General features: G+C 67.8%; 6 protein-coding genes. 5 read left to right on the top strand and 1 reads right to left on the bottom strand.

All coding sequences use genetic code 11. The features are described 5' to 3' along the window. Positions 1-593 (top strand): 4Fe-4S dicluster domain-containing protein (locus FAZ69_RS32115; RefSeq protein WP_169708838.1); only part of this gene is annotated, 593 nt, incomplete at its 5' end. Positions 594-634: 41 nt separating this feature from the next. On the opposite strand, the gene FAZ69_RS32110 is transcribed toward FAZ69_RS32115, so the two are convergent. Then, positions 635-1315, bottom strand: a complete 681-nt coding sequence (locus FAZ69_RS32110; RefSeq protein WP_136899362.1) for a GntR family transcriptional regulator — start codon at positions 1313-1315, stop codon at positions 635-637. Between the two features lie 244 nt (positions 1316-1559). On the opposite strand from FAZ69_RS32110, the gene FAZ69_RS32105 reads away from it, so the two are divergent. The 4 genes from FAZ69_RS32105 (at position 1560) to FAZ69_RS32090 (ending at position 5960) form a co-directional block, all read left to right on the top strand. Next, positions 1560-2810 (top strand): metal-dependent hydrolase family protein, encoded by a 1251-nt coding sequence (locus tag FAZ69_RS32105; protein WP_136899360.1) that lies wholly within the window; start codon positions 1560-1562, stop codon positions 2808-2810. 54 nt (positions 2811-2864) lie between these two features. Next, positions 2865-4241 carry an MFS transporter gene (locus FAZ69_RS32100; RefSeq protein ID WP_136899358.1) on the top strand — a complete coding sequence of 459 codons (1377 nt, stop codon included), beginning with the start codon at positions 2865-2867 and terminating at the stop codon, positions 4239-4241. Between the two features lie 108 nt (positions 4242-4349). Further along, positions 4350-5537 (top strand): GGDEF domain-containing protein, encoded by a 1188-nt coding sequence (locus FAZ69_RS32095; RefSeq protein ID WP_136899356.1) that lies wholly within the window; start codon positions 4350-4352, stop codon positions 5535-5537. 69 nt (positions 5538-5606) lie between these two features. After that, a complete protein-coding gene (locus FAZ69_RS32090; RefSeq protein ID WP_136899354.1) occupies positions 5607-5960 on the top strand; it encodes a DOPA 4,5-dioxygenase family protein in 354 nt (117 codons plus the stop codon). Positions 5961-6000 lie beyond the last annotated feature (40 nt).

The raw sequence follows: 6000 nt of genomic DNA, 5'->3' as shown, positions 1-6000 counted from the left end.
CGGCGTTCGAGGCGGTGCAGGCGGGCCGCCAGGGCGATGAGCTCGCCGCCTATCCGGCGTCGTTCAAGACTTCGTGGCTTTACAGCGAGCTCCACCGCGCGCGCAACTTCAAGCAGTGGATGAGCAAGGGGTTGTACCTGGGCACGCTGATGGTGGGCATCGAGCAGAAGCTGTTGGGCGGCAACGTGCCGTGGACGCTGCACCACCAGCACTGGGACCACGAGATGCTCAAGCCCGCCTCGCAATGCAAGCCGATCGCGTATCCGAAGCCGGACGGCAAGCTGACGTTCGACCGTTTGTCCTCGGTGTTCATCTCGAACACGAACCACGAGGAGAACCAGCCGGCGCATCTGACGTTGAAGGACGCGAGCGTACCGGTGAACGTGAACCTGCGCACCTATGCGGGGCCGGAGGGGCGCTTCTGCCCGGCGGCGGTCTACGAGTTCGTGAAGCACGACGACGGCAGCGACCGCCTGCAAATCAACGCGCAGAACTGCGTGCACTGCAAGACCTGCGATATCAAGGACCCGACGCAGAACATCGTATGGGTCACGCCCGAGGGCGGCGGCGGGCCGAACTATCCGGGCATGTAGCCCGGCCGGCGAGCACGCCGCCGATGCCGGAGGCAGAAAGATCAAGCGTCGCCCGCGCCCTGCGCCAGCACCGCCTTGGCAAGCTCCGCGACGCGCCGGATATGCGCGAACGACGCCGCCGAGGCCGCGTCGCCGTCGCGCCGCTCGATCGCGTCGAGCAGCGCATTCATCTCGCGGTTCGACTCGTCGCCGCGCCCCGGCACCGCGATCGTCAGCGCCCGCAGCCGGTTGATGCGCGCGTTCAGCGACCTCACGACATCGTGCGCGATCGGCTTGTTGGCGCCTTCGAACATCGTCTCGTAGAAACGCTCGGTGTACTCGAGCACGCGCGGCAAGTCGTTGCTGCGGAACGCGTCTTCGATCTCGCGGCGCTCCTCGCGCAACCGGCCCACGAGCTCCGGCGCCGCATGCTCGGCACAGGCGCGCGCCGCGTGCGCCTCGAGCAGGCCGCGCAGCTCGTAGATCTCGTCCACCTGCGCCGGATCGAGACGCGCGACGATCGGCCCCTGATGCGCGATGATCTCGACGAGCCCTTCCGTTTCCAGATGGCGCAGGACTTCGCGCACGACGGTGCGGCTCACGCCGAGCTCATCGCAGAGCGTACGCTCGACCAGCCGGTCGCCCGGCTTGAAATAGCCCTGGACGATCGCGCCGCGCAGCTTGTCGAGCGTCAGCTCGCGCAGGGTCTTCACACTGCGTTCGATTTTGAGGAGGGACGACATGGTGAGGAATTCGCGTGAGGCGGTCGAAACCGCGTAGTGGATTGTCTGGGATCGTCGGAACCGGACGTTCGACGTTTCAGCCACCGGGAACGGTATACCATCCTATGCACAAAGATCAATGCGGCGCGGCCTCGCCGGACGTCCGCGTCCTGCGGGCACGGAACTCCCAGGCCCGTCCGCTCACCACACCAACAGCCGCGCCATCGACGCGGCGACCCACTCACTGGAACCGGAGACCCCCACGATGAACCCCGTGTTGTTCCGCAACGGCGCCCTGCTCGACCCTACGCAACCCGAACTGCTGCCCGGCCATGACGTCCTCGTCGAAGGCAAGACCGTGCGCGAGATCTCGGACAAGCCGATCAAGAGCGCGAGCGCGACGGTCATCGACCTGAAAGGCAAGACGATCATGCCGGGCCTGATCGACCTGCACGCGCACATCATCGCCATCGAATTCAACCTGCCGCGCATCGCCACGCTGCCCAACGTGCTCGTGACGCTGCGCGCGCTGCCGCTGATGCGCGCGATGCTGCGCCGCGGCTTCACGACGATCCGCGACGCGGGCGGCGCGGGCTTTCCGTTCAAAGAGGCCGTGGAGAGCGGGCTCGCCGAGGGTCCGCGGATGTTCGTCTCGGGACGCGCGCTCTCCCAGACCGGCGGCCACGCCGACATGCGCGCACGCCACGACTTCATCGCCCCCGACATGCCCTGCCAGTGCTGCGTGCGCGTGGGCGCGCTCGGGCGCGTGGCCGACGGCGTCGACGCGGTGCGCCGCGCCGCGCGCGAAGAGCTGCAGATGGGCGCCGACCAGATCAAGATCATGGCCTCGGGCGGGGTCTCCTCGCCGACCGACCCGGTCGGCGCATGGGGCTATTCAGAAGACGAAATCCGCGCGATCGTCGAAGAGGCCCGCGCGCGGGGCACCTACGTGCTCGCGCACGCCTACACGGCGGAGGCGATCGCCCGAGCGGTGCGCTGCGGCGTGCGCACGATCGAGCACGCCAACCTGATCGACGACGCCACCGCGCGCCTCGTCGCCGAGCACGGCGCGTTCGTGGTGCCGACCCTCGTCACCTACGACGCGCTCGCGAGCGAAGGCGAGAAATACGGCCTGCCGCCGGAGAGCGTGGCCAAGGTCGAAGCGGTTCACGAAGCCGGCCTGCGCTCGCTCGAAATCCTCAAGCGCGCCGGCGTGCGGATGGGCTTCGGCACCGACCTGCTCGGCGAGGCGCAGCGCCTGCAGAGCGACGAGTTCCGCATCCGTGCGCAGGTGCTGAGCCCGGCCGAGATCATCGCAAGCGCGACGCTGGTGGGCGCCGAGGTGCTCGGCATGACCGGCAAGCTCGGGCGTCTCGCGCCGGGCGCGATCGCCGATGTGCTGGTCGTCGACGGCAATCCGCTCGCGTCGGTCGACTGCCTGCTCGGCCAGGGCGATCACATTCCGCTCGTGATGAAGGAAGGCCACATCCACTTCAATGAGCTGGAAAGCGCATAAGCGAACGCCGCGCCGCAGTACCGTTTCGGTTCACCTTTCCTTGCAGGTGACGCCATGACATCGATTGCCGCCCGTATCGAGCGCATGCCCTATGCGCGTTTTCATCGCCGCCTGCTGCTGATGGGCGGCCTCGGCTATACGTTCGACGCGATGGACGCCGCGGTGCTGGCCTTCCTGCTGCCGGTGCTGCGCCAGCAGTGGGGACTCACCAGCGTGCAGACGGGCGTGCTCGGCAGCGGCACCTTCATGGGGTACTTCTTCGGCGCGATGCTGGCCGGCATGCTCGGCGACCTGATCGGCCGGCGGCGCGTGATGATGTGGGCGCTCGTGATCTACTGCGTGGCGTCGCTCGCGAGCGCCGTCGCGCACGACTGGCCGTTCTTCCTCGGCACGCGGATCGTCGCGGGCGTGGGCACGGGCGCCGAAAGCGCGATCGTCGCGCCGTTCCTCTCCGAGTTCGTCGCGCGGCGCTATCGCGGCGCGTTCACCGGCGCGCTGGCCGGGTTCTTCTCGTTCGGCTTCGTCGCCGCCGCGCTGCTCGGCTACCTCGTGATCCCGCTCGGCTCGGAAGCGTGGCGCGCCGTCATGGTGATCACCGCGCTGCCGATCGTCATGCTCCTGTGGTGGCGCCGCGCGCTGCCCGAGTCGCCGCGCTGGCTCGAAGCGCAAGGCCGCCATGACGAGGCGGACGCGATCGTCGCCCGCGCGGAGGCCGAGCTGGCAGCCGATGGCGTGCAATTCGAAGCCGCACCCGAAGATGCGGCGCTAGCGGGCGCGGCGCCGGTGGCGGCGGCCCGCCGCTCGCTCGCCGGCAACGTCAAGGCGCTCTGGTCGCACCATCTCGCGCGCATCACGGCGATGACCTGGCTGATGTGGCTGTCGATCACCTTCAGCTACTACGCGTTCTTCACCTGGATTCCGGGCCTGCTCGTGCAAAGCGGGATGACCATCACGAAGAGCTTTTCGTATTCGCTCGTGATCTACCTCGCGCAGATACCGGGCTACTTCACCGGCGCGTGGCTCAACGAAAAGATCGGCCGGCAGGCGACGATCGCGTCGTACATGGTGCTGGGCGGCGCGTCGGCGCTCGGGCTCGCGCTCACGCGCAGCGACGCGGGCATCATGATCGCCGGCATCCTGCTCTCGTTCTTCATGAACGGCACGTATGCGGGCGTCTATGCCTACACGCCGGAAGTGTTTCCCACCGGCGTGCGCACCACGGGCGTCGGGCTCGCATCGTCGATCGGGCGGCTGGGCGCGATCGCGGCGCCGATCCTCGTCGGCTACGTGTATCCGCTGCTCGGCTTCGCGGGCGTGTTCGGCGCGACCACGACCGTGCTCGTCATCGGCGCGCTGGCCGTGGTGCTGATGGGCGTGCCGACGCGCGGACGCTCGCTCGAGGATATTGCAGCACAGCAGTTGCAGGAGTGATGGCCCGAGCTTTCGATAACGCCGCCTGCGCCCGTCAAAACTTTCCTGAGCGGTTGCGAAGCGCTGCTATAGTGGCAGCCAATTCCGTTTGCAGTCGTGCCGCACACCATGCTGAGCCCCGTCTCCCTGATCGGCATCGCGATTCTCTCCTGCGCGATAAGCATGGGCGTGTTCGGCTCGCTGCTGCGCGCCGCCATCCCAGGGCTCACCCGCTGGTTCTCGGCCTATGCGCTCGTCACCGTCGCGCTCACCGTGCTCGCCTTGCGCGGCCACGAGCCAGAAAACCTCGTCTACTTCACCGCGAGCACACTGCTCCTCGCCGGCGCGTACCTGATGCTGCAAGGCTGCCGGCAGTTCTTCGGGCGCCCCGTCTGGCGCCCGCTGGAGCTTGCCGGATGCGGCGCGCTTTTCCTTGCGCTCACCTATTGGAACTTCGTCTCGTCGAACCTCGACGTGCGCGTGATGCTGATGTCGATGTTCTTCGCCTACGTGCGCTTCGCCATCGCGTGGGTCGCGTACCGCTTCCGGCCGCCGCACCGGCCCCAGTACGCTTACCTGTTCGTATCGATTGCCGCGCTGCTCGGGACGCTCTTTCACGTCGGCCGGAGCCTCGCCTACGGGCTCGGCTGGACGCATCAGACAGCACTGCTCGAGCCCACGCCGTTGAACACCGCCCTCCTCGGGCTCGGCATCGTGACGCTGCCCTGCCTGTCGATCGGCATCGTGATGCTCGCCCACGACCGCCTCGCCGAGCGCATGGAGCGGCTCGCGACCATCGACGAGCTGACCGGCGCGCTCATGCGCCGCGCCTTCATCGCGCGTGTCGAAGCACTGCTGCGCACGGCATGCGCCGCGCGGATAACGCTCTCGATCGCGATTCTCGACATCGACCACTTCAAGAGCGTCAACGACCGCCACGGACATGCCGCCGGCGACCGGACGCTCGCGCACTTCGTCTCGGTGCTGTCGCAAGGCCTGCGGGGCACCGACGTCCTCGGGCGCCTCGGCGGCGAAGAGTTCGCGGTGCTGTTCATGTCGACCGGCAAGGCCGAGGCAGCGCAATTGCTGCGCACCGTGCAGAGCACCGTGTCGGCGTCGCCGGCGCCCTCCGGATCGGGCGCGATCGCTTGCACGTTCAGCGCGGGCGTCGACGAATTCGGCGACGGCGACACGCTCGCCACGGTCCTCGCGAGAGCCGACGCCGCGCTGTATAGCGCGAAGGCAATGGGCAGGAATTGCGTGGTGGAAGCGCCGTCTCCCGAGGGGCTGAGCTTCGAGTACGCCCACGCGAACTGACACGCTCGACGCACGAAGCCCGCGCAGGCTTCGCGATGGCATCGACCCAACAACGTTTCCGAGCCGACCATGACCTACCTGGATACCGCCGACATCGCGAACTGGCACGCACACGTGTATTTCGACGCCGCAAGCCGCGACGCAGCCTGGACGCTGCGCGAGGCGATCGAAGCGCGCTTCGCCGACATCCTGACGCTCGGCCGCTTTCACGAGCGCCCCGTCGGGCCGCATCCGCAGTGGTCGTATCAGCTTGCCTTCGAGAACGAGCACTTCGCGCCGATCGTCGCCTGGCTCTCGCTGAATCATGGCGAGCTGGACGTCTTCGTGCATCCCAATACCGGCGATCCGCTGCGCGATCATCGCGATGCCGCGATCTGGATCGGCCGCTCGCATGCGCTGGTGCTGTCGGCGCTCGGCGGATAAAAAAAGAGCCCTGTTTCGCGGGAAACAGGGCTCCGGTGGA

The organism is Trinickia terrae (assembly GCF_005144415.1).
GTDB classification, from domain to species: Bacteria; Pseudomonadota; Gammaproteobacteria; order Burkholderiales; family Burkholderiaceae; genus Trinickia_A; species Trinickia_A terrae.
This window is presented reverse-complemented; position numbering and strand designations above follow the sequence as displayed.

Coding starts and splice junctions, on each gene's coding strand:
- FAZ69_RS32105 (WP_136899360.1), top strand. CDS start 1,560: ATGAACCCCGTGTTGTTCCGCAACGGCGCCCTGCTCGACCCTACGCAA.
- FAZ69_RS32100 (WP_136899358.1), top strand. CDS start 2,865: ATGACATCGATTGCCGCCCGTATCGAGCGCATGCCCTATGCGCGTTTT.
- FAZ69_RS32110 (WP_136899362.1), bottom strand. CDS start 1,315: ATGTCGTCCCTCCTCAAAATCGAACGCAGTGTGAAGACCCTGCGCGAG.
- FAZ69_RS32095 (WP_136899356.1), top strand. CDS start 4,350: ATGCTGAGCCCCGTCTCCCTGATCGGCATCGCGATTCTCTCCTGCGCG.
- FAZ69_RS32090 (WP_136899354.1), top strand. CDS start 5,607: ATGACCTACCTGGATACCGCCGACATCGCGAACTGGCACGCACACGTG.